Consider the following 26,547-nt stretch of genomic DNA (forward strand, 5'->3'; position numbering starts at 1 on the left):
CCGAGGTCGCACATCTGCGCCGAGGACGCACGTGCGCATGTGCGTCCTCGGTGCGGATGTGCGACCTCGCGGGCTGGGTCGGCGCGGCGCGGGGCCGGGCCGCGCCGGGGGCCCTGCCCGGGAGACGCGGGCGAGCTGGGGGCGAGAAGGGGGTGAGGGGGCGCGGTGAGGAGGCGGCGGCGAGAGGGCAGACGGCGGTCAGGGGTGGGTCATGGCGACGACGCGGGCGATGACCTGGTCGTCCTCCGCGGGGTCGAGGGAGCCGACCATGGCGTTGAGGTACAGGCCGTCCCCGACCAGCTGCACCAGGCGGGCGAGCACCGGGTCCGGGACGCACTCCTCGACGGCTGACCGGTACGCGGCCAGCACCCGCGCGACGGTCGCGGCGGCATCGACCTCGGGGGTCCCGATCAGGACCAGAGCACTGAGGAACGTGCGGGTGAAGTGGTCGTCCGTCACCGAGGAGACCCGCAAGAAGGTCTCGACCCCGTGGTCCGCCGAGGCACGCATGCGCTCGACCTCACCGGCCGTGGCCTCCTCGAGGCGGGCGAGGAACCCCGCGTACAGGGCCTCCTTGCTGCCGAAGTGGTAGAGCAGCCCACCCTTGGACACCTCCGCCCGGGCGGCCACCGCCTCGAGGGTCGCCCCGGCCGGGCCCACCTCGGGGAGAAGGGCCCCGAGGGCGTCGAGGATGCGGTCGCGCGTCTCAGCCATGACACCCACCCTAGCGATGCTGTACCGTCCAGCCGGTACAGTAGTCCGGTCGACGCAGCCCGGTCGGTCCGATCATCACCAGGAGAAGCACCATGCCCGCCCGCCGCGCCCCCGTCACCACCGCCCCGACCGCCCCGGCGCGCGCCGGTCGCCGGGAGTGGATGGCCCTGGGCGTCCTCATGCTCCCCGTGCTGCTCGTCAGCATCGACAACACGGTGCTCTCCTTCGCGATCCCGCAGATCGCCGCGGCCCTGAGCCCCACCGCCGCCCAGCAGCTCTGGTTCGTCGACATCTACACCCTGGTCCTGGCGAGCCTGCTGGTGACGATGGGCACCTTGGGCGACCGCGTCGGCCGCCGTCGCCTGCTCCTCCTCGGTGCCGCCGGGTTCGGCCTCGCGAGCCTCTTCGCCGCGTTCGCGTCGACCCCCGAGGAGCTCATCGCCGCCCGCGCCCTCAAGGGCCTGTTCGGCGCGACCCTGATGCCCTCGACCCTGTCCCTGCTGCGCAACGTCTTCCTCGACCACGGTCAGCGGCGGCTCGCCATCGCGATCTGGGCCTCGGCCTTCTCGGCCGGCACGGCGCTGGGCCCGATGGTCGGCGGGCTCATGCTCGAGCACTTCTGGTGGGGGTCGGTCTTCCTGCTGAACGTGCCGCTGCTCGCGGTGCTGCTCGTCGTCGGGCCCCGTCTGCTGCCCGAGTCACGGCGCGCAGGTGCCGGGCGCATCGACCTGCTGAGCGTCGTGCTGTCGGTCGGCGCGATGCTGCCCTTCGTCTACGGCATCAAGGGGCTCACCACGGGGGGCGTCTCGGTCGCGGCCGTGGGTGCCCTCGCGCTCGGGGCCGTCGTCGGCGCCGTGTTCGTGCACCGCCAGTTGCGCGCGACCGACCCGCTCCTCGACGTCCGCCTGTTCACGGTGCGGGTGTTCAGCGCCTCGGTGGTCGCCAACCTCATGAGCGTGTTCGCGCTGTCCGGGCTGCTGTTCCTCGTGTCGCAGCACCTGCAGCTCGTCGTCGGGCTCGACCCGATCGCCGCCGGGCTGCGCCTCATGCCGGGGGCCCTCGCCGCCGTCGTCATGGGGCTGATCGCCGTGGCCCTCGCCCGCGTCGCGCCGATCCGGCTGCTCATCCCCGCCGGCCTGGCCCTCTCGACGGCGGGCTACCTGGTGGGCACGACCCTCACCGCGAGCGACGGCGGGGGTGTGGTGGTCGCCGCCTTCGTCCTCGTCGGCGCCGGCGTGGGATTGGCCGAGACCCTGACGAACGACGCGATCCTCGCCTCGGTGCCCCCCGAGCGCGCCGGGGCCGCCTCGGGCATCTCCGAGACCGCCTACGAGCTCGGGGCCACGCTGGGGGTCGCGACCCTGGGCGGCGTGCTCTCCGGGGTGTACCGCGCCGGCGTCGACGTGCCGTCGCAGGTGCCCGACGCCGCCGCCGCGAGCGCCGGGGAGACCCTCGGTGGAGCGGTCGCCGCCGCCGCCGAGCTCCCCGCGCGGTACGCCGACCTGCTGCTCGAGTCCGCGCGCGAGGCCTTCACGACGGCGGCGGTCGGGACCGCGTGGATCGGCGCGACCGTGACCTTCGCGGCGGCCGTCGTCGTCGCGATCGCCCTGCGCTCGCACCGGGAGGAGCCCGACGACGGCGCTGCAGCTCAGACCGCTCCGGACCTGGTCACGGCCCCGCGGGCCTGAGCGATCCGCGGCCCCCACACGGCGTGCAGGGCCGCGAACCGCGCGTCCCAGGACACCCCCGCCGGCCGGTCGGGATCGACCGCCGAGGACGCCGCGACCGGCAGGTCGCGGTCCAGCTGCTCGAGGTAGGCCTGCCAGCCGGCGCCATACCCGGCGTCGGCGAGGTCGGTGTGCCGCAGGGTCAGCACGGCCCCCTCGGGGTGCTCGGTGACCGTCACCTCGACCGTGCTGGGGCTCTCGCCCGCGTACTCCCACGTGGTCGTGTAGCGGCGCGGAGGCTCGCACTCGGTGACCGTGCCGACGCAGTCCACGCCGCCGTCCTCGCCGGGCCACTGCCAGCGGCCGCCGAGCCGGAGGTCTCCGACGAACGGGGCCATCCAGCGGGCGAGCCGGTCGGGCTCGGTCACCGCGCTCCACACGTCCTCGACCGTGGTCGAGTAGACCCGCTCGAAGTCCAGGTCGAACCGGTCACCGCGGCGGGTGACCTCACCGAAGGTCGTCGTCATCTCGTTGCTCCTTGTGCTCGGCCGCGCGGCGGTCACGCGCGCCGCGGGCGATCTCGGTGTCGAGGGCGTCCAGGCGCTGGGCCCACAGCGAGCGGTACCGGTCGACGACGTGCTGCAGCTCGTCGATCACGGCACCGTCCAGCCCGTAGATGCGACGGGCACCCTCGGACCGCCGCGTCACCACCCCGGCCTCGCGCAGCACCCGCAGGTGACGGGCGACGGCAGGCTGGCTGATGCCGAACTCCTGCTCGACCGCGGCCGAGACCGCGCCGGCGGGCTTGTCTCCCGCGGCGAGGAGCTCGAGCACACGCCGACGGACCGGGTCTCCGAGGACGTCGAGTGCGCTCATGGAGCGAGCGTATAACCCTAACGTTATATGCGTCTAGGGCGCACGACATCCCACCGCCGACCCGGGACTGGGGAGCAGCTCAGGCCGGAGGCGCGACCTCGACGTCGTCGGCCGCGCCGACGATCTTGCGCAGGTAGGCGTAGGTGAGGTCGCCCGCGGTCTGGTCGTGCTGGTGGGTGTAGCCGTGCTTCTCGTAGAGGGCCACGTTGTGGACCGAGTCCCGGCCGGTGAAGACCCACAGCTCGGAGGTGTCCTCCGACAGGTGGGGCGGGACGGCGAGGAGCAGCTGGGTGCCGATGCCCTGGCCCTGGAGGTCGGGGGCGACGGCGAGCCGCCCGAGGGTCGCCTTGCCCGGCTCGAGGAGCACACGCACCGAGCCGACCAGGCGGTGGCCGGCCCAGGCGCCGAGCGTGACGACGCCCTCGGCGGCGATGTCCGCGCGGAGCTCGTCGAGGGTCTGGGTCAGCGGCGGGATGTTCGGGTCCCCGTACACCTGGGCCTCGCTCACGAAGGCCGCGCGTCGCAGCGTCAGGAGCTCGCCCGCGTCCTGCTCGGACACGCTGCGGATGGTCACCTCGAGGCTCATGGCCCCATCGTGTCACCCCCGCCCGCGCAGCCGCGACCGCGCCCCCACAGGTCGAGACGCCGTCCCGGGTCGGCCGGACGGGGGCGCACCCCCGGGCCACCCCGCGCCCCGGTGCGCGGACCGGCTAGCCTCGGGGCTCGTGAGCCACATCCGTACCGTCGCGACCCCCGGCACGAGCGCCGCCACCCGTGAGCACGGGGAGACGACCCACTGGGTGCTCAGCCTCTCCTGCCCCGACCGGCCGGGCATCGTCCACGCCGTGGCCGGCCTCCTGGCCGAGCTCGGCGGCAACATCACCGAGTCCCAGCAGTTCGGCGACCCGCTCAGCGGCCTGTTCTTCATGCGCGTGCAGGTCGAGGCGGCGACCTCGCGCGAGCTGCTCGACGAGGCCCTGGCCGTGCTGGCCGAGGAGTTCTCGATGACGTGGACCCTCGACGTCGCCGGCAGGCGCATGCGCACCGTGCTCATGGTCTCGACGGCCGCGCACTGCCTGCACGACCTCCTCTTCCGGCAGCAGTCCGAGGGCCTGCCGGTCGACATCGTCGCTGTCGTGTCCAACCACACCGCCCTCGCGGACGTCGCCGCCTTCTACGGGATCCCCTTCCACCACGTGCCCGTGACGCGGGACACCAAGGCGGAGGCCGAAGCCCGCCTGCTCGAGCTCGTCGAGGAGCTCGACGCCGAGCTCGTGGTGCTGGCCCGCTACATGCAGATCCTGTCGGACGACCTGTGCCGCACCCTGGCCGGGCGGATCATCAACATCCACCACTCGTTCCTGCCCAGCTTCAAGGGGGCCCGCCCGTACGCGCAGGCCCACGACCGCGGGGTCAAGCTGATCGGCGCCACCGCGCACTACGTGACCGGCGACCTCGACGAGGGCCCGATCATCGAGCAGGACGTCGAGCGGGTGGACCACTCCAAGAAGGTCGAGGACCTGGTCGCCCTCGGGCAGGACGTCGAACGTCGCGCCCTGGCCCGGGCCGTCCGCTGGCACGCCGAGCACCGGGTGCTGCTGGACGGCCACCGCACCATCGTCTTCCGCTGACGCCCTCGGCCCCTGACGCGCCGCCGGGGCGAGCCGTTCAGCGCTCGACGTCGGGCGCACCCACCTCGCCGGGCCGCGAGACCGCACCGCCGGCGGGCTCGAGGGCCCGCACGACGAACGCGGCCCCGATCAGGGCTGCCCCGATCGAGTAGGCGAGGGTCGTCGTCGTCGAGATCGCGTGCGCCACCTCGACGAGGATCGACTGCAGCCCGTCCGCCGCGACGCCGTTCGCGAGCCGCCACAGGATCCGGGTCGCGACGAAGGCCGCGAGCATCAGCCCGGCCCCCCACCAGAACAACGCGCGGGCACTGAGCCTGGGGGGCATGGCTTCTCCTCGGGACGACGGCGCGGCTCTCTGCCGAGCAGGGCCCTAGGCAACACGACTGTTACACCTCGACACAACCCGTTCACCGCTCCGCGCCGCTGCCGGAAACATGTACCCGGTTCTGTATACAGCCATGGGTACAACGACGGATGCAGCCCCGGACTCGGCTCCGGACCCTGGTGCTGCACGGCTCCCTCGCCGCGAGAAGGTGTACGAGGCGCTCCGCGAGGAGCTCATGGGTGGACGGTTCTCCCCGTGGGAACGCCTGGGCGAGGAGCGCCTGGCCGAGCACTTCGGCGTCTCCCGGACCCCGGTCCGCGAGGCCCTGGCCCGGCTGCACGCCGACGGGCTGCTCGAGAAGCGCGCCGGCGGGCTGTACCTGTACATGCCGACCTTCGAGGACCTGACCGACCTCTACGAGCTGCGGATCACCCTCGAGCTCCAGGGCATCCGCCGCGCGATCGACGACCCGACGGTCCACCACGACGCGGTCCGACTCACCACCGAGCTCGAGTCCTGGCAGCGCATGTCCGACGACGAGCCGGCCCCCAGCGCCGGGTTCGTCACCGTCGACGAGGGCTTCCACACCGCGCTCCTGGCCGCCTCGGGGAACCGTGCCCTGTCCGCCTCGCTGGCACAGGTGAACCAGCGCATCCGCGCCGTGCGGATGTACGACTACCTGACCGCCGACCGCATGCGGGCCACGATCGACGAGCACATCGAGATCGCCGAGCTCGTGCTCGGCGGCCGACTGCCCACGGCCCTCGAGGCCCTCGCCGACCACGTCGGGGCCTCCAAGGACGTCGTCGTCGAGCGAGCCGCCAACGCGCTGGCCATGGCCCGCGGCCAGGTCGGGGGCCAGCGATGACCACGACCGCACCCCGGCCCCTGACCAGCGAGCCCACCACCGTCGCGTCCCCGACCCCCACCCCGACCGAGCGCGTCCGCGCGGCCTACCGTCGCATCGCCGGGGTCGACCGCCCCGAGGTGTGGATCACCCTGCGTCCCGAGGCCGAGGCCCTGGCGGACGCCGCCCTCGTCGAGGCTCGCACCGCCCGGGGGGAGCAGCTGGCCCTGGCCGGCACGGTCCTGGCCGTCAAGGACAACGTCGACGTCGAGGGCCTGCCCACGACCGCCGCCCACCCCGCCTTCGCCACCGGCCCGGCCACCCGCACCGCGACGGCGGTCCAGCGGTTGCTCGACGCCGGGACGGTGCTGCTCGGCAAGACCAACCTCGACCAGCTCGCGACCGGCCTCACCGGGTCACGCACCCCGTACGGTCCGGTGCGCAGCGCGATCGACCCCGAGCGGGTGTCGGGCGGCTCGAGCGCAGGCTCGGGGGCCGCCGTCGGGCTGGGCATCGTCGACCTGGCGGTCGCGACCGACACCGCAGGATCGGGCCGGGTGCCCGCGGCCTTCAACGAGGTCGTCGGCATCAAGGCGACCGTCGGGCTGGTGCCCAAGGACGGCGTCGTCCCGGCCTGCGACTCGTGGGACTGCGTGACGGTCCTGGCCCCGACCCTCGAGCTCGCCACCCTCGGCACCAGGCTCATGGCAGGACCGAGCGCGCTGGACCCGATGTCCCGCACCTGGCCCGCGGACGTTCGCCTCGCCGCCCCCGCGGCCCCCCGGGTCGCCGTGCCCCGCACCGAGGACCTCACCCTGCTCGGCCCCGAGGCCCTCGCCCTGCTCACCCGAGCCCGCACCCGGCTCGAGGAGCGCGGCGCGACCACGACGGCGATCGACCTGCGGCCCTTCCTCGAGGCGGCCCGGCTGCTGTACGACGGCGCCCTGGTGGCCGAGAGGTACGCGGCCTACGGCGACTTCCTCGCGGCGCACCCCGAGGGGGCCGACCCCTCGGTCGCGCACATCGCCCGCGGGGCGGGCACGGTCACCGGACCCCAGCTCGCCCGGGACACCACCCGCCTGCGCGAGCTGCGGGCCGTCGCCCTGGCCTCCCTCGCGGGGGTGGACGCGCTGCTCCTGCCCACCGCCCCCGAGCACCCGACCCTCGCCGAGGTGGCCGCCGACCCCCTCGGCGTCAACGCGCGGCTCGGGACGTTCACGAACTTCGTCAACCTCTTCGACCTCGCAGCCGTCGCGGTGCCCGCGGGCCGCACCACGGCGGGGGCCTTCGGGGTGAGCCTCGTGACCCGGGCCTTCGAGGACCAGGTCGCGATCGACCTGGCCCGGCTCCTGGTCGAGGGCGGCCCGTGGGACGGGGCAGCCTCGGAGAACCCTGCGAGCGCCCATGCCCCCGCACCGCTCCCAGGGACGGGCATCCCGCTCGTCGTCGTCGGCGCGCACCTGCGCGGCGAGCCCCGCAGCGCCCAGCTCGAGGCCCTCGGTGCGCGCTTCCACCGCGAGGTCCGCACCGCCCCGGCGTACCGCATGCACCTGACTGCCGGCGGGGACCGTCCCGTGGTCACCCGCACCGGTCCGGCAGGGACCGAGGGGACCGCCGCCCCGGCCGGCGCGAGCCTCCCCGGCGAGGAGTGGCTGCTCTCCCCCGCCGCCCTGGGCGCCCTGCTCACCACGGTGGCCCCGCCCCTGGCCCTGGGGCAGGTCGAGCTCGAGGACGGCAGCAGCGTCCTGGGGTTCACCGGCTGGCTCACCGGCGCCGAGACCGACATCACCGACCACGGCGGGTGGCGCGCGTACCGCCGCTCGACCGGCTGACCCCGTCCACGGCCCGACCCGGGCCCCGACCCCCGACCGACCTGCCCGCCCGACCCCCGCCCCAGACGCACCGGATCCTGGAGACCCCCACATGAACCGTCACACCCGCACCGTCGGCGCCGCCGCAGCGGCCCTCGCCCTGACCGCCACCGTCGCCGGCTGCAGCACAGGGAGCGCCGGGGACGGCGACGGCGGCGAGACGACCACCGTCACCGTCGGCACCCTCAAGGGCCAGCCGCACCTCTTCCACCCGTTCTTCTACGAGGAGCTCGCGGCCGAGGGGGTCGAGTTCGACGTCATCCAGTTCGACACCTCCCCCGACATCAAGAACGCCGTGGTCAGCGGCAGCGTCGACTTCGGCGTCACCGGGGTGCCTGCGGCCCTGTCCGGTGTGGCGGTCGGCGAGGACGTCAAGGTCGTGGCCTCGGCCGCGGACGGTGGGACCGGCATCGTCGGCCTCCCGGAGATCGACGGGGTCGAGGACCTCGCCGGGCGGACCGTCGGCTACCCGCAGGGCGCCTCGCAGGAGATCCTGCTCCGCCTGACCCTCGAGGCCCACGGGATCGAGATCGACGACCTCGAGCTGGTGAACCTGCCCTTCTCCGACATGGCCAACGCGCTGGCCTCGGGTCAGATCGACGCGTTCTCGAGCGCGGAGCTCGGCCCCTCGATCGCCAAGCAGGACGGCGCGGTGGACGTCGTCGACCCGTACGAGACCCCCGTGGGCCGGGTCAACATCGGCCTGATCACCACCCAGCGCATGATCGACGAGGACCCCGAGACCGTGCAGGCCGTGGTCGACACCCACGTCGCCGCGACCGAGCACATGGTCGACAACCCCGAGGAGTGGGCCGACGGCGTGGTCGAGCAGTTCGGCCTCGACGCCGCCGTGGTCGAGACCGCGCTGGGCAACATCTGGCCGCGCTGGGAGCTGGACGCCGAGTACCGCGACCAGGTGACCGCCCTGACCGAGGAGATGCACGCCCTCGGCTACCTCGACGCCGCGCCGTCGGCCGAGGACGTCTTCGACACCACCTTCGTCGACGCGACCTCCTGACCCCCACGGTGCCCGGGTGGTCGCACCACCCGGGCACCGGCTCAGCGAAGGGACCCGCCATGAGCACCACGACCTCCGACACCCCGACCACCTCCGGCACGGGCACACCCCGCCGCCCCGAGGACGCCTCGACGGCCGGCCCGTCGACCCCGGGCGCCGTGCAGCCCCCCGCCGGGCGACGGCTGGCCACCGGCCTCCGTTCGCGCCTGCCCTCCGCCGCCGGCTGGCGTGGGACCGCGAGCACCCTGGCCCTGGCCCTGCCGGTGCCGGTCCTCGGCATCCTGCTCTGGCACGTCGGGGTCCAGCAGGGCTGGACCCTGCCCTTCGGCATCCAGATGGCCTTCCTGCCGACCCCCGCCGCGGTGCTGACCCGCATGATCGACATCAGCGTGGGTGGGCAGATCGACGACGCGTTCAGCGGCACCCTGATCGAGCACCTGACCGCCAGCACCGGCCGGGTGCTCACGGGCTTCGGCATCGCCGCGGCGACGGCCATCCCGCTCGGGGTGCTCATGGGCCGCTTCACGGTGGTGTTCCGGCTGCTCGACCCGGTGATCAACCTGGTCCGGCCCATCCCGGTGACCGCCTGGGCACCGCTCGCGCTGCTCATCATCGGGTTCGGTGACCGCTCGACGATCTTCCTGGTGTTCCTCGCGGCCTTCTTCCCGATCCTGCTCAACACGATCGCCGGCGTGCGCCGGGTGCCGGTCCGGCTGCTCGAGGCCGCCGCGATGCTCGGCACCAAGCAGGCCCAGGTGCTCTACAAGGTGGTGCTGCCCTCGGCGATGCACTCGATCGTCGGCGGCCTGAGGATCGCCCTCGGCCTGGCCTGGGTGATCCTCGTGGTCGGCGAGACCGTCGGCATCAGCACCGGGCTCGGCTCGATGATCACCCAGGCCCGGGACATGTCCAAGACCGACCTCATCGTCGCCGGGATGGTCGTCATCGGCCTCGCCGGGTTCCTCGCCGACCGCCTCCTCGTCCTCCTCGTCAAGGTCGCCACCCGCGGGCGCCCGACCCTCTCCTAGGAGCCCCCATGCCTCGCATCGGCAACGACCGCGCCCCTCAGCCCGCCACCATCCGCGCCGTGGACCTCGGCAAGCGCTACGGCTCCCCCGGGGCCGGCGGCGTCCAGGCCATGGCCGGCGTCGACCTCGACGTCGCCGCCGGGGAGTTCGTCACCGTGGTGGGGGCGAGCGGCTGCGGCAAGAGCACCCTGCTGCGGATCATCGCGGGCTTCGAGCCCGCGACCGACGGCACCATCACGGTGGCCGACGAGCAGATCACCGGGCCCGGACCGGACCGCGGCGTCGTGTTCCAGGACTACGGGCTGTTCCCCTGGCTCACCGTCTCGGAGAACATCGCCTACGGCCCACGGCAGAAGCGCTACCCCTCAGCCGTGGTCGGCGAGAAGACCACGCGCGTCCTCGAGGCCGTGGGCCTGACCCGCTTCGCACGCTCCTACCCGGGCCAGCTCAGCGGCGGGATGCAGCAGCGTGTCGCGATCGCCCGGGTGTTGGCCAACGACCCGGCCGTGATGCTCATGGACGAGCCCTTCGGCGCCCTGGACGCCCTGACCCGCAGCGCCATGCAGGCCGAGCTCTCCCGCATCCACCGCGAGACCGGCACCACGGTGCTCTTCGTGACCCACAGCATCGAGGAGGCCGTCGTCCTGGCCGACCGCGTGGTGGTCATGGCGGGCGGGGCCTCGCACGGCGTGCCCGGGCACATCCGCGAGATCGTCCCCGTGCCGCTGGCCCGCGAGCGCGACGCGACGAGCCCCGAGTTCAACGAGCTCAAGCGCCACATCGCGGCCCTGGTCCACGAGGGGGTCGAGGCTGCTGCCTGACCGCGGCGACCCGGGGGCGGCGTGCGAGACGCTCAGCGCCGGGTGCCGCCCCCCGCCTCGCTGCGGCGGCGCGAGACCGCGTCGATCGTGACGGCCAGGGCCAGCACCACCCCGGTCACGACGTACCGCACCGAGGAGTCGACGTTGAGCAGGGTGAGCCCGCTCGAGATCGCCTGGATGACGAGCACGCCGAGCACCGCGGACCACGCGCTGCCCCGCCCGCCGAAGAGGCTCGTGCCCCCGATGACCGCCGCGGCGATCGCGGTGAGGTTGAGGTCCGAACCGCCCGTCCCCTGGTTGGCGGCGGCGAGCCGTCCGGCCGAGAGCACCCCGCCCAGGGCCGCGAGCGCGGTGCAGGCCATGAAGCAGGTGACGTAGACCCGGCGCACGGCGATCCCGGCGCGGCGGGCGGAGTCGACGTTGGAGCCCACGGCCCGGACCGAGCGCCCCCACGCGGTGCGGCGCAGCAGCAGGTCCGCCACCGCGACGAGACCCACGAACAGCGCGACCATCGCGCCGACCCCGCGGTCGGTGTTGAGGTACCAGGTGGGCACCAGGAGCACCACGGCGAGGACCGCGGCGCGCCCCGCGACCGTCGCGAGGGAGGCGGCCGAGAGCTCGGCCTCGACCCGACGTCGACGCTCGAGCAGCCGCGACCCCACGTACGTGCCGAGCACCAGGGCGACCACCGCGTAGGAGGCCACCGGGTGCAGGAAGGTCTGCTGGGCGAAGCGCACCAGCCACGACTCGTAGGGCAGGTTGACCGACCCCGTCGAGCCCAGCACCCGCACCTGCATCCCGACCGCGACCAGGAGCCCCGCGAGGGTCACCACGAAGCTGGGCAGCCCGAGGCGGGTGGTCAGCAGCCCGTAGACCCCGCCGATCCCCGCCCCCAGCAGGACGGCGGCGAGCACCGCGACCCACAACGGCCAGCCCTGCTGCACGAACCCGACGGCCACGACCGCCGCGGCGAGTCCGCTCACGGCCCCGACCGAGAGGTCGATCTGCCCGACCAGGAGGACGAGCACCACCCCGAGGGTGATGATCCCCAGGCTGGCCGACTGCAGCGTCAGGTTGACGAGGTTGTCCGCCGAGAGGAAGTTGCCGTTGATCGCCTGGAACACCAGCGACAGGACCACCAGTGCGCCGATCACGGGCCACGGGCCCGGTTCGCCGCGCCACCGCCCCCACGGCGCACCCCCGTGACGCCAGGAGAGGTCCAGGGAGGTGCCGCTCATGCGTCCTCCCCCGGTGCCCGACGGCGGCGCGGAGGGCTGACCCCGGTGATCGCCGCGATGATGTCCTCGTAGCTGGCCCGCTCGGCGTCGAAGTCACCGTTGAGCCGGCCCCGCCGCAGCACCACCACGCGGTCCGCGACGGCCTGCACGTCGGCCATGTTGTGGCTGACCAGGACCACCCCGTGGCCGCTGTCCCGGACCCGTTCGATCGTGGTGAGCACCTCGGCGGTCTGGGTCACGCCCAGGGCTGCGGTGGGCTCGTCGAGCACGAGCACGCGGGGGACGCCGAGCAGGGCCCGCGCGATGGCCACGGTCTGGCGCTGGCCGCCCGAGAGGGTCGCGACCGGGGCACGGACCGAGGGCACCCGGGCACCGAGCCGGGACATCACCCGCCACGCCTCGCGCTCCATGGCGACCTCGTCGAGCACCCCGCCGCGCCGCAGCTCCTGGCCGAGGTAGAGGTTCTCGACCACGTCGAGGTCGTCGCACAGGGCGAGGTCCTGGAAGACGGTCGCGATGCCGAGCTGGCGGGCCAGCCCGGGCGAGGTGAGCCCGAGCTCCTGGCCGTCGACGACGAGCTCCCCGGCGTCGGGCACGATCGTCCCGGCCATGACCCCCACCAGGGTCGACTTGCCCGCGCCGTTGTCCCCGACCACGGCGACGACCTCGCGCGGGTGCACGTCGAGGTCGACGTCGACCAGGGCGCGGACCGCGCCGAAGCTGTGCGAGACGCCGCGCAACGACAGCACCGTGGTGCTGGGCGGGGACGACGGACCGAGGCCGTGATCGGTCTCCGCGGTCACCCGGCCTCCTCCCCGATCAGCTCGAGCCCGCGGCACGCGGCGGCGTACGCCTCGGTGCAGATCTGGTCCACGGTGAAGACCCCACCTCTCACGATCACACGATCGACGTTCTGCCTGGTCACGCCCACCGGGGCGAGCAGGACGGCCGGGACCCCCTCGACCTCGGCGGTCGCGGTCGGCTCCTCGCCGCGCAGCACCCGGACCGAGAGCTCGGCCGCGGTGCGGGCCTGCTGGCTGATGGCCTTGTAGACGGTCATGTGCTGGTCACCGGCGACGATCCGCTGGATCGCGGCCAGCTCGGCGTCCTGCCCCGTCACGGGCGGGACCGGGTCCAGACCGGCCGCGCGGAGGGCCGAGATCGCTCCCCCCGCGGTGCCGTCGTTGCCGGCGTAGACCCCCACGACGCGGCCCGCGTACTGGGTGAGCTGACCCTGCACCCACTCCTGGGCCTTGTCGGGGCTCCAGTCCGGGGTGTCGTACTCGGCGAGGACCTCGAGCCCTGAGTCCGCGAGGGCGCGCGCGAGCCCGGCCTTGTGCCCGGCCACGTTCGGGTCGGTCGGCGAGCCGTGCACCAGGAGCACGCCCTCGCCCTCCTCGGTCTCCCCGACGGCCTCGACCAGGGCCTGGCCCTGCACCTGGCCCACGCGGGCGGCGTCGTAGGCCACGAAGTAGTCGAGGGGGACGTCGGCCACGAACCTGTCGTAGGCGATGACCGCGACCCCGCGCTCGGCCGCCGTGGTCACGATGCTCTGCGCGGCGGCGGCGTCCACCGCCCCGAGCACGAGCACCTCGGCCCCCTGGGTCAGGGCGGACTCGGCCTGCTGCTGCTGCCGGGCGGCGTCCTGCTGGGCGTTGGCGTAGAGGACCGTGCACTCGGCGCAGCGCTGCGCCACGACCTGCTCGAAGACCGGCCTGTCGATCCCCTCGTACCGCGCGGTCTTGGACTCGGGGAGCAGCAGCGCGATCGTGCGCCCGTCCCCCTCGACGGCCCCCGGGTGCCCCGCCGGCGGGCCGGCCGGGTCATGGGTCACGCAGCCCGCGAGGGCAAGACCGAGCACGGCCGTCGCCACCACGGTGCGCAGCGCCACGGCGCGGTCACGGCCCGGGGAGCGCATGCTGACGGGCCCGCGCCTCACGTGCCGACCCCGACGGTCAGCGCCTGGCCCTGGTAGCTGTCCAGGGCCAGCGCCAGGGCGCCGCGCACCTCGGCCTGGTCACCGAGCAGCGAGGGCAGGACGGCGACCGGCCCGGCGGTGCTGGGCAGGGTGCGTCCTGCGATCGTGGTGCTCAGCGTCTCGAGGAACACGTCCCCCGCGCGCACGAGCTCGCCACCCACGACGACGACGTCGGGGTCGAGCAGGGTGCACACGGTCGCGATCGCGCGGCCCAGGTGGACGGCGGCCGCCGCGATCACCTCACGGCAGACCTCGTCCCCGTCGAGGGCCTTGCCGACGGCGTCGCGCAGAGCCAGGTGCCCGTGGGTGGGCTGCAGGCGTGCGAGCAGGGAGGCGGACCCGACGAGGGTCTCGAGGCAGCCCCGGTTCCCGCAGCGGCAGGGCGGGCCGTCGTCGTCGAGCACCAGGTGGCCGAGCTCGCCGGCACCGCCGCTGCGGCCGTGGTGCACGGCGCCACCGAGGACCAGCCCCAGGCCGACGCCGTGGGAGACCCGGAGATAGGCCACGTCCCGCAGCCCCTTGGCCGCTCCGAGCCGGGCCTCGGCCAGGGCCCCGAGGTTGGCGTCGTTGTCCACGTGCACCGGGACCCCGAGGCGACGCCCCAGCACGGCGGGCACGTCGGTACCGTCCCAGCCGCGCAGCAGCCCCTCGGCCGAGACCTCCCCCGCTCGCACGTCGACCGGGGCCGGGATGCCGACCCCCATCGCCAGCACCTCGCCGAGGGAGGCCCCCACCGAGTCGACCATCTCCTCGACCAGCATCGCGGCGCGGTCCAGGCCGTCGTCGGCGCGGTGCTCGGGGGGCAGGGGCAGGCGCTGCTCGGCGACGACGCGGTGGCTCACGTCCGCCAGGGCGACCCGCATCGACCGCTCCCCGAAGTGCACCCCGGCCACCAGGCCCAGGTTCCGGGCGAGGGAGACCTCCTGCGCGCGCCGACCGCTGCGGGAGGTGGGGGTGGTGGTCAGGACCCCCGCTCCGGTGAGCTCCTTGACGATGTTGGAGATGGTCGCGGCGGACAGCCCCGTGACGCCCGCGAGCTCGACCTGGGTGATCGAGCCGCGCTGCTGGACCACGCCGACGATGCGTGCCCGGTTGGCCTCGCGCAGGGAGGTCTGGGATCCAGGGGTCACCCGGTCCTTGGCCACGCTCGAAGGGTACCGGTCACCTGTTCGCCCATCACCCTTGACAGCGGCCAGGCTCCCCTCTTGGATGACGCGGTACCGCCGGGTGGGGCCTGCTGGCGCCCCCGTGCCATGCTCGTGCGCACACCGACGGAGGCCACGGATGCCCGCAAGGACGCGCTGCGCACCTCGCGCACCCCGTCGTCGTGCCCGCGGGCAGCACGGCCGTCCTGCTCGCCGGACCGTTCGCCGCACCGCCCCGGTCCTCGCGGCGACCCTGGTCGGCGCCCTGCTCGCCGCCTGCTCCCCCGGGGGCGACGCGACCCCCAGCGCGCCCGTCGAGCCGCACGTCGAGGTGTTCACGTGGTGGGCCTCGGGCTCGGAGAAGCTGGCCCTCGACGCGCTGTCCAGCACCTTCGCCGAGCAGCACCCCGGGGTCCGCTTCGACGACGCGGGGGTCGCCGGGGGAGCCGGGTCGGCCGCCAAGGACGTGCTCGACTCCCGCATGGCTGCCGGGGACCCGCCCGACACCTTCCAGGTGCACGGCGGGGCCGAGCTCGCCGACCACGTCGCCGCCCACGACCTGCGGCCGCTCGACGACGTCGTCGCCGACCTGGACCTGGCCTCCGTCGTGCCCGAGACCGTGCTCGCCGCGACCCAGGTGGACGGGGTGACCTACGCGATCCCCTCGAACGTGCACCGCGCGAACGTGGTGTGGGCCAACACCTCGGTGCTCACGGCAGCGGGGCTCCCGCCGACCACGGCCTTCGCGAGCCTCGACGAGTGGTTCGCGGCCCTCGAGACCGTCGAGGAGTCCGGGGTGACCCCCCTGGCCCTCGGCGCCGACTGGACCCAGGTGCACCTGCTCGAGACGGTGCTCCTGGCCCACCTGGGGGCCGAGGCGTACAGCGGGCTGTGGGACGGCAGCACCGACCCGAGGTCCGCCGAGATGACCGCAGCCCTGGGGTCCTTCTCCCGCCTGGTGGGCTACGCGGACCAGGAGCGCGCGAGCCTGGACTGGGAGGACATGACCTTCCGGGTGGCCGAGGGCGAGGCAGCCTTCATGATCATGGGCGACTGGGCGCTGCCTGCCTTCCGCGCGGCGGACATCCCGATCGGCAACGACGTGCTCTGGGCTCCGGCCCCCGGCACCTCGGGCAGCTTCGGCCTCGTGGTCGACGCCTTCGCGATCCCCGGCTCGGCCACCAACGTCGACGAGGCCATGAGCTGGGTCTCGACGATCGGCTCGGCCGAGGCGCAGACGGCCCTGAGCAGCGTCAAGGGGTCCATCCCGGCCCGGACCGACGTGAGCGTGCAGGCCCTGCACCCCTACCAGCTGCACTCGACCGCCGCCCTCGAGCGCGACGAGCTCGTGCCCTCCCTCGCGCACGGCACCGCGGTGGACGGGGCCACCCTGCAGGAGGTCACCCGGGCCGTGGGCGCCTTCACCGAGGGCCGGGCGAGCGTCGCGCAGCTGCAGCGCGCGCTCGCCTCGGCCCTCGACGAGGGCTGAGCTCCCGGAGCGACGACGAGGGCTGGGCCCCGGTCGTCGGCACCGGGCCTCAGGGCCGCAGCAGCCCCAGCAACCAGCGGAGCCACTCGGCGATCCGGTCGAGCAGGTCCCGGAACCAGCCTGACCCGCCGTCGCCCCCGCCGTCGCCCGGGTCCTCGCCGCCGTCCCCGCCCTGCGTGTCGACCAGCACCGTCGCGGTGCGGGCCGGCACGGTCACCTCGCCGGTCTGCGGTGCCCAGGCGGTCCCCCGCACCACGGGGTCCGCACCCTCGACGAGGACCGGGGAGAGCGCGTACTCGGCGCCCACCAGCTCGGGGATCTCGACGGTGACCTCCTCGTCCGAGGCGTTGATCACCACGAGCAGGCCGTCGAGTGCGGGGTCGACGTCCTCCCCCGCGGTGTCGTCCACGTGCATGGTGACCACCCCGGGCAGGGCCTCGGGCCCGCTGGCGGGGAAGGTGACCTTCTCCTGGATGAGCTCGGCGTCCCCGAGGCGGAACAGCTCGCTCGAGAACCGCAGCCGCAGCAGGTCCTGGCTCATCGCCGCCGAGGCCTCGATGTGCTCGGGCTCCGGGACCAGGGCCGGGTCGGCCAGGAGCGGTCGCATGAACGGCCACTTGGCCTCGTTGTGGCTGGCCGGCGGCAGGCCGCGGCCGAAGCCGTTGTCCTGACGGCTGAGGTCGAGCACGTTGAACCAGTCGCCCGAGTTGTAGCTGTCCCGGTCCAGGGACTTGCTGCGCAGCAGGTCCGTGCCCGCGTGCCAGAAGGAGGGCGTCTGGGCCAGGGCCGTCGTGGCGAGGGAGACCGTGTTCATCCGCACCCGGTCCTCCATGGAGGTGTCCTGCGGGAGCTTGTACGCCAACGAGTCGAAGAGGGTCTCGTTGTCGTGCGCGTCGACGTAGGTCACGACCTCCTCCGGGGAGGTGGCGTAGCCAGCCGGCTGCCCGTTGTAGTCGAGCTCGGTGCCCGCCCGGACCTCGCCGTCGCTCGCGAGCAGCTCGTAGTCGCGCAGGTTCCCGGCCATGCCCAGACGGACGAGGTCCGCCTGGTGCTGGGCCCTGGCGAGCTGCTCCGCCTCGGAGCCGTTGATCTCGGCGCCGTTGGGGTCGGTGGCCGCACCGCTGCCGAAGCCCTGCAGCCGCGGGTCGTCGTCGAAGGGCCCACCCCCGCGCACGGCGTCGCGCAGCCGGTCGCTGAAGGTCCCGATGCCGGTGCCGTCGAGCTGGCCCTGGGTGGCCTGGGTGAAGAGCCGGTTGTCAGCCACCTCCCCGAAGTTCCAGCCCTCGCCGTAGAGGTACACGGCCGAGCCGTCGACGCCGTCGCGCCGCGTGGTCAGCTCGTCGAGGGCCTCGCGGACGGCGAGCATGGTGTCCCGCGAGTGGTGACCCATGAGGTCGAAGCGGAAGCCGTCGACCTTGTAGTCCCGCGCCCAGGTGACCACCGAGTCGACCATGAGCTTCTCGGCCATCGCGTGCTCGGTCGCGACGTTCTCGCAGCAGGTCGAGGTCTCGACCTGACCGCTGGCGTCGAGCCGGTGGTAGTACCCGGGCACGACCCGGTCGAGGACTGACGCCTCGGCCTGGCCGCTGGCGTTGGTGTGGTTGAACACCTGGTCCAGGACCACCTGGAGGCCGTCGGCGTGCAGGGCACCGACCATGGTGCGGAACTCGGCGACCCGCGCCCCACCGTGCGGGTCGGTCGCGTACGAGCCCTCGGGGGCGGTGAAGTGCAGCGGGTCGTACCCCCAGTTGAAGCCGTCCAGGTCCCGGATCGGCTCGATGCAGGCCTGCTGCTCCTCGGAGTCGGGGGCGAAGGACGCGAGGTCGCAGTCGGGCACGACCTGCGCGCTGCGGTCCTCCTCGATGGTCGCGATGTCGAAGGTGGGCAGCAGGTGCACGGTGGTCAGCCCGGCGTCGGCGAGCTCGCGCAGGTGGGCACGACCGTCGCTGCCCTCCTCGGCGAAGGCCAGGTAGGTCCCGCGCACCTCCTCGGGCACGGTCTCGTCGTGGATCGAGAAGTCCCTGACGTGCAGCTCGTAGATCGTCTGGTCGACGGGACGCACCACGGGCTGCTCGGTGCGCTCCCACTGCCGGGGGCGGTGGTCGCGGTCGTCGAGGTCGACCAGCACCGACCGCTCGGAGTTCACGGTCAGGGCGACCGAGTACGGATCGGTGACCAGGTTGGTCTCGACCTGTCCCGTGGTCGGTGCGTAGACGGTCACCTCGTAGAGGTACTCGGCTCCCTCCCACTGCGGCCGGCCCCGGACCGTCCAGGTGCCGTCGGCCTGCCGGGTCATCGCGACCCGCTGCGGGTCCTGGCCCGCCCCGCGCCCGCGGCCCGCGCCCCACACCAGCACGTCGACCTGGTGGGCGGTCGGTGCCCACAGCGCCAGGGAGGGCCGCCGACCCTGCCACGTGGCACCGAGCTCGCGGTCCTGCGCGGCCCCGTACAGGTCGTCCAGGACCCCCGGGACCTGCACGCCGGTCGCCACCGTGAGGCCCGCTTCCGCCTCGCCGGTCACGAAGGTCTGGCCCCGGAGGGCCTCGGCCACCTGCGGCTCGGACGGCGCCTCACCGGCCTCGGTCCGTACCCGCAGCACCGCGTACCCCGCGAGGTGCGGGAAGCGGGCGGCGAGGTCCTCGTCGAGGCCGGCGTCGTCACGCTCGAGGGCCCAGGAGGTCGCCCCCTCGGGGAGGCCGAGGGAGCCGTCGGCCAGGGTGATCCCGCCCTCACGAGAGTGGTGGAGGGCGTAGGTCGCCCCCTCGGCGAGCAGGTCGGCCGGGAGGACGAGCACGTCGCGGGCGAGCCACTGCGCGGCGTCCTCCCCCTCCCCGCCCAGCCCCGGGGCCTGGTCGCCGATCGTCAGCACGTGGGTCTCGGGGTCGTAGCTGAACGTGATCACCTGGCCCTCGGTCACCGCGAAGGCGATGTTCTGGCCCCCGGGCACGCCGTCGGCCCCGTAGTTCTCGTCCCAGCTCATGCCGTGGGCGACCTTGGTCTCGTAGTCCCCGGCCGGGAGGGCGTCGGTCGTGAAGGTGAAGACCCCGTCCCCGTCGAGGTCCGTGAGCAGGGTGACCAGGCAGTCGGGCTGCCAGTCCCCGGGGCAGCCCAGCTCCTCCTGGTGGCTGCCGGGCAGGCTCATCACCGGGTGCGTCGCGGTGGTGAAGAAGTAGTTCGTCCTGGGGTCGAAGTAGAACTGCAGCGGGCCGCCCTCGTGGGTGTACGTCACGTTGGCGCCGCCGGGCACGCCGCCGGCACCGACGTTGACGTCCCAGCTCTCGTTCACCGCGATCTTGAACTCGTAGGTGCCCGCGGGCAGGTCGAAGCCGCCGGCCCACACGCCGTCGGCGCGGAGCTCGAGCTGGGCCTCGGCGCAGGCCGGCTGCCAGTCTGCGGCGCACCCCATCTCGCTGTTGTGGTTGCCGGGCACCGAGACGGCGTCGTAGGTCGGCGCAGGCTCCTCGCCGTCGTCCGGGACGGTGGTGACCGCGTTGCCGACCGAGGCGTAGGTCGAGGCCGCCGTGCGGGTGCCCGCGGCGTCGACGGTGACCGCCCGGTACTCGACCAGGGTGCCTGCGGACAGGCCGGCGCGGCCCAGGTCGTGGAAGACGCGAGGCTGGTCCGTCTCGGCAGTGCCGAGGGGGGTCCAGGCCTGGTCCCCGACCACGCGGTAGGCGAAGGAGGTCTCCTGGTAGCGGTCCTCGGTGACCGCGGCGCGCACCGGGACCATGCCTCGCAGGCCTGCGCCGGCGGCCGGAGCAGAGACACCACTGATGCCGTCCGAGGCCGCGACCTCACGGTCGGCCACCAGGACGATGGCCGACCGAGCCGGAACCTCCACCGCGAGGGCCCCGGCGTCGTCGGCCGCGGCCGTCGTCCCACCACCGAACAGGGCCGTGTACTGCGCCCCGGGGGTGAGGGTGGTCAGCTCGGCGGTCGCCGCGGCGTTGCCGTTGTTCGTGACCACCAGGTGCTCGACCTGCTCGTCGCGGTCCACCCGGGAGAAGGCGTACAGGCCACCGTCCGCCAGCAGCTCGACCTGGGCCCCCTGGGACAGGGCCGGGTGGGACGCGCGCAGGTCGGCCAGGGCCGCGATGTGCTCGTAGAGCGGGGCACCGGTGTCGAACCGGTCCACGGACCCGGCCTGCTCTCCGGTGAGGAGCGCCTGCTCGGCGTACTCCGCGACCTGGGTCGCGAAGAGGCTCTGGCGCGCATCCTTGTCGCTGCCGCCCAGGTCGCCGTCACCGATGAACCCCTGCTCGTCGCCGTAGTAGACCACCGGCTGGCCCCGCGTCAGGTACATCAGCGAGTGGGCGAGCATCGACCGCTCGAGGGGCTGCTCGCCGGTCCGCACGAAGTAGCCGATCCGCCCCATGTCGTGGTTGCCCAGGAAGGTCGGCAGGGCCGAGGCCGAGGTCGCAGGGGTGGTGTAGAGGTCGTCGCCGGCGAAGAGCCGCTGCAGGGTGCCCGCCTGGGAGCCCGAGACGTAGGCGCTCGTCGCCGACTGGTAGGTGAAGTCCAGCACGGAGCTCATGTCGGTGTTGCGCACGTACGGGGAGAGCAGGGCGGGATCGGCGTCGTAGACCTCGCCGAACATGAAGAAGTCCTCGTTGCCCTGGGCGTGGGCGTAGTCGAGGACCTCGGTGGTCCACTCGTCCCAGAACTCGGGGTTGACGTGCTTGACCGTGTCGATGCGGAAGCCGTCGATGCCGAGGTCGACCCAGTCCTGGTAGACCTCGACGAACCCCTGGACCACGGTCGGGTGCTCGGTCATGAGGTCGTCCAGCCCGATGAAGTCGCCGAAGGTCACCGACTCCCCGCTCCAGGTCGAGTCCCCCCGGTTGTGGTACAGGGTGACGTCGTTGAGCCACTCGGGCACCAACGTCCCGGCGTCCTCCTCGGCGACCACCGGGGTGTACGGGAAGGAGGTCGCGGGGTCCATCTCGGGGAACTCCCCGGTGCCCGCGTAGTCACCCGGGTCGAAGGCGTTGCCCGCGGCATCCAGGTAGGGGCGGGTGGCCTGGTCGATGTAGGTGTACTCGCCCTCGGCGTAGTCGATGATGTCGGCCGTGTGGTTGGTGATGATGTCGAAGTAGACCTTGATGCCGCGGTCGTGGGCGTCGGCGATGAGCTGCTCGAGCTCGGCGTTGGTGCCCAGGTGCGGGTCGATCTGCGTGAAGTCGGTGATCCAGTACCCGTGGTACCCGGCCGAGGCGTCCCCACCCTCACCCTGGACCGGTCGGTTCTTGAAGGACGGGGTCAGCCAGATCGCCGAGGTGCCCAGCCCCTCGATGTAGTCCAGGTTCTCGATCAGGCCCGCCAGGTCACCACCGTGGTAGAAGCCCTTGTCGGTCGGGTCCAGGCCGTGGTCGAGTCGGTCCCCGTCGATGCCCGCCGTGTCGTTGGACTCGTCCCCGTTGGCGAAGCGGTCGGTCAGGACGAAGTAGAAGCGCTCGTCGCTCCCCGGCTGGCGGACGGGGGCCGCGACCAGGTCGGCGTCCTGCTCGGTGTAGCCCTCCGCGAGGTCGAGCGGGGCCAGGCCGAGCCGCTTGGTGGTGTCGTCGAAGGTGAAGCGCAGGGTGGTCTCCCCTGCGATGGTGAGCGGGATGTTGTCGGGGCCGCCGTCCAGGCCGTACGCCTCGTCCCAGCTGCCGTCGATCGCCGCCTTGTACTCGTACGTCCCGGCGGGCAGCGTCAGGTCGGCTGCGTAGAGCCCCTCGGTGCTGGTGGGCTCGAGCTGGGTCTCGGCGCAGTCGGGGGCCCAGTCCGCGGGGCAGCCCAGCTCGTCCTGGAGGTCACCGACCAGGGTGACCGTGCGGTCGGCCGCCTGGGCCGGGCTCGCGAGCGGGCCCGTCACGGTGACGGCTCCGGTGAGCGCGACGGCCAGCGTGGCCAGGGTTGCGGTGGCTGCGCGCGTGCGCGTCAGTCTCGACATCAGGGACTCCCTCGTCACCGATCTTCACCCGGGTGAAAGCCGCGGGCCGTCACGGACTGTAACGGCTTGCAGCAACTCTCAGCAATGGGATGACTTGGTGAGCGTGAACATCCCGGACACAGCAGCGACGACGACAGGGCGCGTCGACGGGGCGTGTCGACGGGGCGTGTCCACGGGGCGCCGTCTACGACGAGGACGTCCGCAGCTCCCCGGCGCGACGGTCGAGGTCCTCGGGGGGCAGGTCGAGCTCGAGGAGCTTCTCCCGGCTCGTGGCACCCCGCAGCAGCCGCACCTGGCGAGGACGCAGCCCGAAGGCCTCCGCGACCGCCACGAGGACCGCCTCGGTCGCGGCGCCGTCGACCGCCCGGGCCGTGACCGCCGCCGTCAGCGTGCCCCCGCGGGCCCCGCCCACCCGTGTGCGCGAGGCACCGGGGCGGACACGGACGACGAGCCGGGAGGGGTCAGGCACGGCCCGTGTGACGGGGCCGCAGGGCGAGGGTCGTGGCCGCGACACTCCCCACGGCGAGGAGGACGACGGCCAGCCCGACCATCCCCTGCCCCGGGGCGCTCGCACCGCTGACCATCGCGGCGTCGGCCACGGACATCGCCATCGACCACTGGGCGGCCGTGACCGCCACGAGCAGGACCGCGAGGCCACCCAGACCGATCGCGGCCGCACCGAGCACCCGACGGCCGCTCGCGGGCACCGCCCGGGCCGCCGCGAGGGCGAGCAGCAGGCATCCCAGGGCGAGGATCAGGCCGAGGGCCATGCCCAGCAGCTGAGCGCCGACGCCCGGAGCCGCAGGGCCGCCCAGCTGCTCCTCCACGGCGGCGTCCCCCGCCATGAGCGAGGTGCCGAAGAGGGCCGCCGTCGCGAGCACCCAGCACGCGACCGCCCCGACGGTGGGCCACAGGGCCGAGGGCCCCTTCGGGCTCGACGCCTTCGTGGGTGCCGAGGAGGTCGGGCGGTCGGATCCGGGGGCGGGGGGCTGCGGCGTGGGCATGGCGTCATCATCCTCCCGAGCGCACGTTTCCCGCTCGGCGAACCGCACCCGGCACCCCGGACACGCCGACGGCGCCGTACCCGTGAGGGGACGGCGCCGTCGACGGTGCTGCGAGCTCAGATCAGGCCGAGCCCCTGGACCGCGTCGCGCTCCTCGACGAGCTCGGCGACCGAGGCGTCGATCCGCTGGCGCGAGAAGTCGTTGACCTCGAGCCCCTGGACGATCTCCCACCGGCCCCCGGTCGAGGTGACCGGGAAGGAGGAGATGAGCCCCTCGGGGACGCCGTAGGAGCCGTCCGAGACGATCGCCGCCGAGGTCCAGGCGCCCTGCGGGGTGCCCAGGACCCAGTCGTGCACGTGGTCCACGGCAGCGTTGGCCGCCGAGGCCGCCGAGGACGCACCCCGGGCCTCGATGATCGCCGCGCCGCGCTTGGCGACCGTCGGGATGAACGTGTCCGAGAGCCACGCCTCGTCGACCAGCTCGGTGACGGGCTTGCCCGCGACCGAGGCGTGGAAGACGTCGGGGTACTGGGTGGCCGAGTGGTTGCCCCAGATCGTGAGCTTCTCGATGTCCTTGACGCTCGCCCCGGTCTTGCTGGCGAGCTGGGACAGCGCTCGGTTGTGGTCCAGGCGCGTCATCGCCGTGAAGCGCTCGGTGGGGACGTCCGGGGCGTGCGAGGCGGCGATGAGCGCGTTGGTGTTGGCAGGGTTGCCCACCACCAGCACGCGGATGTCCTGCGCGGCGACCGCGTTGATCGCCTCGCCCTGGGGCTTGAAGATGCCCCCGTTGGCCTCGAGCAGGTCGCCCCGCTCCATGCCCTTGGTGCGGGGACGGGCCCCGACGAGCAGGGCGACGTTCGCGCCCTCGAAGCCGACGCGCGGGTCGTCGGCGATGTCGATCGACTCGAGCAGCGGGAAGGCGCAGTCGTCGAGCTCCATCGCGGTGCCCTCGGCGGCCTTGACCCCCTGGGGGATCTCGAGGAGCCGCAGCCGCACGGGGGTGTCGGCCCCGAGCATCTGGCCCGAGGCGATGCGGAAGAGCAGGGCGTAGCCGATCTGGCCGGCAGCCCCGGTGACGGTGACGGTGACGGGAGCGTTCTGGGACATCGGTGTCTCCTTGGGTCGGAACCGGCTCAGGCCAGGCGCGCGGCGAGGTTCTCGTCGAGGGCCGCGAGGAACTCCTCGGTGGTCAGGTACGGCTGGTCGGGGCCGACGAGCATGGCGAGGTCCTTGGTCATCTTGCCGCTCTCGACCGTCGTGATGACGACGTCCTCGAGGGTGGTGGCGAACTCGGTGACCTCGGGGGTGCCGTCGAGCTTGCCGCGGTGGGCCAGGCCCCGCGTCCAGGCGAAGATCGACGCGATCGGGTTGGTCGAGGTCGGCTTGCCGGCCTGGTGCTGGCGGTAGTGGCGGGTGACGGTGCCGTGGGCGGCCTCGGCCTCGACGGTCTTGCCGTCGGGGGTCATGAGGACGCTGGTCATCAGGCCGAGCGAGCCGAACCCCTGGGCGACCGTGTCGGACTGGACGTCGCCGTCGTAGTTCTTGCAGGCCCAGACGTAGCCGCCCTCCCACTTCATCGCCGCGGCGACCATGTCGTCGATCAGGCGGTGCTCGTAGGTGAGGCCCTTCTCGGCGAAGGCGGCGGCGAACTCGGCGTCGAACACCTCCTGGAAGATGTCCTTGAAGGCGCCGTCGTAGGCCTTGAGGATCGTGTTCTTCGTCGAGAGGTACACGGGGTAGTCGCGCTGCAGCCCGTACGCGAAGGAGGCCCGGGCGAAGTCACGGATCGACTCGTTGAAGTTGTACATGCCCATCGCGACGCCCCCGGCCTCGGGGTAGGTCACGATCTCCTGGTGGATGGGCTCGGAGCCGTCCGCCGGGGTGTAGGTCATGGTCAGCGTGCCGGCGCCGGGGACCTTGAAGTTGGTCGCCTTGTACTGGTCGCCGTGCGCGTGGCGGCCGATGATGATCGGCTTGTTCCAGCCCGGCACCAGGCGCGGGATGTTGCTGATGATGATGGGCTCGCGGAAGACCACGCCACCGAGGATGTTGCGGATGGTCCCGTTGGGCGAGACCCACATCTTCTTGAGGCCGAACTCCTCGACGCGGGCCTCGTCGGGGGTGATGGTGGCGCACTTGACGCCCACGCCGTGCTCCTTGATGGCGTGCGCTGCGTCGATCGTGACCTGGTCGTCGGTCGCGTCGCGGTGCTCGATGCCGAGGTCGTAGTAGCGCAGGTCGATGTCGAGGTACGGGTGGATCAGGCGGTCCTTGATGAACTGCCAGATGATCCGGGTCATCTCGTCGCCGTCCAGCTCGACGACCGGGTTGACGACCTTGATCTTGCCCATGCGGAACTCCCGTTGCTCGGTGACTCGTGATCTCGTGCGGTGGCTCGGCGACCTCGGCGGTGATCTGCTGCGCCCGGTGCTCGTGCGGTGCTCTGCTCGTGCTCGGCACGTGCTCGGAACACAGGCGCCTGCGGCCACCCGCCCGGGGCCGCGCGCGACGCCGACGGCGGTCCGCGCGGCGCTGCGATGCTGCGTCGCCAGATTACTCGACATCGAGAGATCTCACCGCATACCTCGGCTGCGAGATCTCGACGCTGCGCTGTCGGGCAGGTGGGCCCGGAGTGCGAGCCCGGGAGGACCCGGTCGGTCAGACCCCGGGGGCGAAGACCAGCACACCCATCGCCACGGCGAGGCCGCCCAGGGTGACGGCGTCCTGCCAGGTCGAGCGCACCGCGACGCCCTCCGGGTGACGCCCGCGGCCCACGAGCCGCGCGACCGCAGCGGCGACGAGGGTGCCGATGATGACGGCGACCCCGACCTGGGCGTCGACCACCTCGGCCGCGACGCAGGCCAGGGCGATCGCCGTCGTCACCAGCCAGAGGGCAGGGGCACGGTGCCGCTCGTGCGCCTCGGCCTGCGGTTCGCTCACGCGGGGAGACTACCGTGAGGC

General features: G+C 73.3%; 23 protein-coding genes. 8 read left to right on the forward strand and 15 right to left on the reverse strand.

The features are described 5' to 3' along the window. Positions 1-198 precede the first annotated feature (198 nt). Complete coding sequence (locus tag J4G33_RS10480) at positions 199-714, reverse strand: TetR/AcrR family transcriptional regulator (protein WP_208055922.1); 516 nt, start codon at positions 712-714, stop codon at positions 199-201. Positions 715-806: 92 nt separating this feature from the next. Here J4G33_RS10480 and J4G33_RS10485 point away from each other — a divergent pair, with 92 nt between their 5' ends. Beyond that, positions 807-2,402: an MFS transporter gene (locus tag J4G33_RS10485; RefSeq protein WP_208055923.1), complete on the forward strand. Its 1,596-nt coding sequence runs from the start codon at positions 807-809 to the stop codon at positions 2,400-2,402. Here J4G33_RS10485 and J4G33_RS10490 read toward each other — a convergent pair. From J4G33_RS10490 to J4G33_RS10500, 3 genes are all read right to left on the reverse strand, one after another. After that, entirely contained in the window at positions 2,363-2,908 is a 546-nt protein-coding gene (locus tag J4G33_RS10490; protein ID WP_208055924.1) for an SRPBCC family protein, read from the reverse strand. The genes J4G33_RS10485 and J4G33_RS10490 overlap by 40 nt on opposite strands. Then, a complete protein-coding gene (locus J4G33_RS10495; RefSeq protein WP_208055925.1) occupies positions 2,889-3,257 on the reverse strand; it encodes an ArsR/SmtB family transcription factor in 369 nt (122 codons plus the stop codon). The genes J4G33_RS10490 and J4G33_RS10495 overlap by 20 nt, the downstream gene beginning before the upstream one ends. Before the next feature lie 79 nt (positions 3,258-3,336). Beyond that, on the reverse strand, positions 3,337-3,843 hold the full coding sequence (locus J4G33_RS10500) for a GNAT family N-acetyltransferase (protein ID WP_208055926.1): 507 nt from the start codon (positions 3,841-3,843) through the stop codon (positions 3,337-3,339). 148 nt (positions 3,844-3,991) lie between these two features. On the opposite strand from J4G33_RS10500, the gene purU reads away from it, so the two are divergent. Continuing rightward, positions 3,992-4,888, forward strand: coding sequence for a formyltetrahydrofolate deformylase (gene purU, locus J4G33_RS10505; protein WP_208056133.1), 897 nt, complete (start codon positions 3,992-3,994; stop codon positions 4,886-4,888). 37 nt (positions 4,889-4,925) lie between these two features. On the opposite strand, the gene J4G33_RS10510 is transcribed toward purU, so the two are convergent. Continuing rightward, a complete protein-coding gene (locus J4G33_RS10510) occupies positions 4,926-5,213 on the reverse strand; it encodes a hypothetical protein (RefSeq protein ID WP_208055927.1) in 288 nt (95 codons plus the stop codon). Between the two features lie 133 nt (positions 5,214-5,346). Here J4G33_RS10510 and J4G33_RS10515 point away from each other — a divergent pair, with 133 nt between their 5' ends. The 5 genes from J4G33_RS10515 to J4G33_RS10535 all read left to right on the forward strand — a co-directional run bounded on the left by J4G33_RS10515 (position 5,347) and on the right by J4G33_RS10535 (position 10,798). Then, positions 5,347-6,081 carry a GntR family transcriptional regulator gene (locus J4G33_RS10515; protein WP_208055928.1) on the forward strand — a complete coding sequence of 245 codons (735 nt, stop codon included), beginning with the start codon at positions 5,347-5,349 and terminating at the stop codon, positions 6,079-6,081. Then, a complete protein-coding gene (gene atzF / locus J4G33_RS10520; RefSeq protein ID WP_208055929.1) occupies positions 6,078-7,892 on the forward strand; it encodes an allophanate hydrolase in 1,815 nt (604 codons plus the stop codon). The genes J4G33_RS10515 and atzF overlap by 4 nt, the downstream gene beginning before the upstream one ends. 91 nt (positions 7,893-7,983) lie before the next feature. Then, positions 7,984-8,949: an ABC transporter substrate-binding protein gene (locus J4G33_RS10525; protein WP_208055930.1), complete on the forward strand. Its 966-nt coding sequence runs from the start codon at positions 7,984-7,986 to the stop codon at positions 8,947-8,949. A 59-nt stretch (positions 8,950-9,008) separates the two neighbouring features. Continuing rightward, positions 9,009-9,977 carry an ABC transporter permease gene (locus tag J4G33_RS10530; protein ID WP_208055931.1) on the forward strand — a complete coding sequence of 323 codons (969 nt, stop codon included), beginning with the start codon at positions 9,009-9,011 and terminating at the stop codon, positions 9,975-9,977. Between the two features lie 8 nt (positions 9,978-9,985). Beyond that, positions 9,986-10,798: an ABC transporter ATP-binding protein gene (locus J4G33_RS10535; RefSeq protein ID WP_208055932.1), complete on the forward strand. Its 813-nt coding sequence runs from the start codon at positions 9,986-9,988 to the stop codon at positions 10,796-10,798. 32 nt (positions 10,799-10,830) lie between these two features. On the opposite strand, the gene J4G33_RS10540 is transcribed toward J4G33_RS10535, so the two are convergent. The 4 genes from J4G33_RS10540 to J4G33_RS10555 are packed head-to-tail and all read right to left on the reverse strand — an operon-like array spanning position 10,831 to position 15,159. After that, positions 10,831-12,036 (reverse strand): sugar ABC transporter permease, encoded by a 1,206-nt coding sequence (locus J4G33_RS10540; RefSeq protein ID WP_208055933.1) that lies wholly within the window; start codon positions 12,034-12,036, stop codon positions 10,831-10,833. Continuing rightward, positions 12,033-12,839, reverse strand: a complete 807-nt coding sequence (locus J4G33_RS10545; protein WP_307793849.1) for an ATP-binding cassette domain-containing protein — start codon at positions 12,837-12,839, stop codon at positions 12,033-12,035. Before J4G33_RS10545 ends, J4G33_RS10540 begins: the two co-directional genes overlap by 4 nt. After that, positions 12,836-13,954: a sugar ABC transporter substrate-binding protein gene (locus tag J4G33_RS10550; protein ID WP_208055934.1), complete on the reverse strand. Its 1,119-nt coding sequence runs from the start codon at positions 13,952-13,954 to the stop codon at positions 12,836-12,838. Before J4G33_RS10550 ends, J4G33_RS10545 begins: the two co-directional genes overlap by 4 nt. A gap of 17 nt (positions 13,955-13,971) precedes the next feature. After that, on the reverse strand, positions 13,972-15,159 hold the full coding sequence (locus J4G33_RS10555; protein ID WP_208055935.1) for an ROK family transcriptional regulator: 1,188 nt from the start codon (positions 15,157-15,159) through the stop codon (positions 13,972-13,974). 139 nt (positions 15,160-15,298) lie between these two features. Between J4G33_RS10555 and J4G33_RS10560 the strand changes: the two genes are divergently transcribed. Next, on the forward strand, positions 15,299-16,648 hold the full coding sequence (locus J4G33_RS10560; protein ID WP_208055936.1) for an ABC transporter substrate-binding protein: 1,350 nt from the start codon (positions 15,299-15,301) through the stop codon (positions 16,646-16,648). A 49-nt stretch (positions 16,649-16,697) separates the two neighbouring features. Here J4G33_RS10560 and pulA read toward each other — a convergent pair whose 3' ends face one another. The 6 genes from pulA to J4G33_RS10590 form a co-directional block, all read right to left on the reverse strand. Then, entirely contained in the window at positions 16,698-22,583 is a 5,886-nt protein-coding gene (gene pulA / locus J4G33_RS10565; RefSeq protein WP_208055937.1) for a pullulanase-type alpha-1,6-glucosidase, read from the reverse strand. 184 nt (positions 22,584-22,767) lie between these two features. Next, positions 22,768-23,052, reverse strand: a complete 285-nt coding sequence (locus J4G33_RS10570) for a DUF167 domain-containing protein (protein ID WP_208055938.1) — start codon at positions 23,050-23,052, stop codon at positions 22,768-22,770. Beyond that, positions 23,045-23,587 (reverse strand): hypothetical protein, encoded by a 543-nt coding sequence (locus J4G33_RS10575; protein WP_208055939.1) that lies wholly within the window; start codon positions 23,585-23,587, stop codon positions 23,045-23,047. The genes J4G33_RS10570 and J4G33_RS10575 overlap by 8 nt, the downstream gene beginning before the upstream one ends. A 116-nt stretch (positions 23,588-23,703) precedes the next feature. Further along, positions 23,704-24,693: a malate dehydrogenase gene (locus J4G33_RS10580; protein ID WP_208055940.1), complete on the reverse strand. Its 990-nt coding sequence runs from the start codon at positions 24,691-24,693 to the stop codon at positions 23,704-23,706. Positions 24,694-24,719: 26 nt separating this feature from the next. Next, positions 24,720-25,937 (reverse strand): NADP-dependent isocitrate dehydrogenase, encoded by a 1,218-nt coding sequence (locus J4G33_RS10585; RefSeq protein ID WP_208055941.1) that lies wholly within the window; start codon positions 25,935-25,937, stop codon positions 24,720-24,722. Between the two features lie 307 nt (positions 25,938-26,244). After that, positions 26,245-26,526 carry a DUF3017 domain-containing protein gene (locus tag J4G33_RS10590; protein WP_307793850.1) on the reverse strand — a complete coding sequence of 94 codons (282 nt, stop codon included), beginning with the start codon at positions 26,524-26,526 and terminating at the stop codon, positions 26,245-26,247. Between the last annotated feature and the right edge of the window lie 21 nt (positions 26,527-26,547).

Source organism: Actinotalea soli (assembly GCF_017565425.1).
Classification (GTDB): Bacteria; Actinomycetota; Actinomycetes; order Actinomycetales; family Cellulomonadaceae; genus Actinotalea; species Actinotalea soli.

What these genes read in the sequence shown, in the direction of transcription:
- J4G33_RS10480 (WP_208055922.1), bottom strand. Translation starts at nt 714, where the DNA reads ATGGCTGAGACGCGCGACCGCATCCTCGACGCCCTCGGGGCCCTTCTC.
- J4G33_RS10485 (WP_208055923.1), top strand. Translation starts at nt 807, where the DNA reads ATGCCCGCCCGCCGCGCCCCCGTCACCACCGCCCCGACCGCCCCGGCG.
- J4G33_RS10490 (WP_208055924.1), bottom strand. Translation starts at nt 2,908, where the DNA reads ATGACGACGACCTTCGGTGAGGTCACCCGCCGCGGTGACCGGTTCGAC.
- J4G33_RS10495 (WP_208055925.1), bottom strand. Translation starts at nt 3,257, where the DNA reads ATGAGCGCACTCGACGTCCTCGGAGACCCGGTCCGTCGGCGTGTGCTC.
- J4G33_RS10500 (WP_208055926.1), bottom strand. Translation starts at nt 3,843, where the DNA reads ATGAGCCTCGAGGTGACCATCCGCAGCGTGTCCGAGCAGGACGCGGGC.
- J4G33_RS10510 (WP_208055927.1), bottom strand. Translation starts at nt 5,213, where the DNA reads ATGCCCCCCAGGCTCAGTGCCCGCGCGTTGTTCTGGTGGGGGGCCGGG.
- J4G33_RS10515 (WP_208055928.1), top strand. Translation starts at nt 5,347, where the DNA reads ATGGGTACAACGACGGATGCAGCCCCGGACTCGGCTCCGGACCCTGGT.
- atzF (WP_208055929.1), top strand. Translation starts at nt 6,078, where the DNA reads ATGACCACGACCGCACCCCGGCCCCTGACCAGCGAGCCCACCACCGTC.
- J4G33_RS10525 (WP_208055930.1), top strand. Translation starts at nt 7,984, where the DNA reads ATGAACCGTCACACCCGCACCGTCGGCGCCGCCGCAGCGGCCCTCGCC.
- J4G33_RS10530 (WP_208055931.1), top strand. Translation starts at nt 9,009, where the DNA reads ATGAGCACCACGACCTCCGACACCCCGACCACCTCCGGCACGGGCACA.
- J4G33_RS10535 (WP_208055932.1), top strand. Translation starts at nt 9,986, where the DNA reads ATGCCTCGCATCGGCAACGACCGCGCCCCTCAGCCCGCCACCATCCGC.
- J4G33_RS10540 (WP_208055933.1), bottom strand. Translation starts at nt 12,036, where the DNA reads ATGAGCGGCACCTCCCTGGACCTCTCCTGGCGTCACGGGGGTGCGCCG.
- J4G33_RS10550 (WP_208055934.1), bottom strand. Translation starts at nt 13,954, where the DNA reads ATGCGCTCCCCGGGCCGTGACCGCGCCGTGGCGCTGCGCACCGTGGTG.
- J4G33_RS10560 (WP_208055936.1), top strand. Translation starts at nt 15,299, where the DNA reads ATGCCCGCAAGGACGCGCTGCGCACCTCGCGCACCCCGTCGTCGTGCC.
- pulA (WP_208055937.1), bottom strand. Translation starts at nt 22,583, where the DNA reads ATGTCGAGACTGACGCGCACGCGCGCAGCCACCGCAACCCTGGCCACG.
- J4G33_RS10575 (WP_208055939.1), bottom strand. Translation starts at nt 23,587, where the DNA reads ATGCCCACGCCGCAGCCCCCCGCCCCCGGATCCGACCGCCCGACCTCC.
- J4G33_RS10580 (WP_208055940.1), bottom strand. Translation starts at nt 24,693, where the DNA reads ATGTCCCAGAACGCTCCCGTCACCGTCACCGTCACCGGGGCTGCCGGC.
- J4G33_RS10585 (WP_208055941.1), bottom strand. Translation starts at nt 25,937, where the DNA reads ATGGGCAAGATCAAGGTCGTCAACCCGGTCGTCGAGCTGGACGGCGAC.